The sequence below is a fragment of the Serratia sp. MMO-28 genome (genome assembly GCF_037199905.1).
In the GTDB taxonomy this organism is placed as follows: Bacteria; Pseudomonadota; Gammaproteobacteria; order Enterobacterales; family Enterobacteriaceae; genus Chania; species Chania oryzae.
This window is the reverse complement of sequence record NZ_JBBCVB010000139.1, coordinates 1-223: the sequence shown is the minus strand read 5'-3', so window position 1 is coordinate 223 and position 223 is coordinate 1. Positions and strand designations below refer to the sequence as shown.

Annotated in this window: 1 protein-coding gene; it reads right to left on the bottom strand. The window is 54.7% G+C overall.

The annotated features are described in order from the left end of the window. Positions 1-201 (bottom strand): hypothetical protein (locus WG891_RS26900; RefSeq protein WP_337274596.1); only part of this gene is annotated, 201 nt, incomplete at its 3' end. Between the last annotated feature and the right edge of the window lie 22 nt (positions 202-223).

Below are 223 nucleotides of genomic sequence, written 5' to 3'. Positions count from 1 at the left end.
CACAGGGAAGGCGATCTTCACGCTGAAACCGGCCTCATCCAGAGCGCCTTGCGTTTTTTCTTCTATGGTGTGCAGACAGGTCTTGACCGTGATGTTTAGCCCCTCTTCCAGTCGGGTCAGCGCAGCCTCAAGGTCTGTGGCGATTTTCTTCTCTCCCTCCGCCAAAATGCCGTTGACCGCCTGATGGACAGTCTGCAACAATTTTCTTGCCTCGTCGGGATCA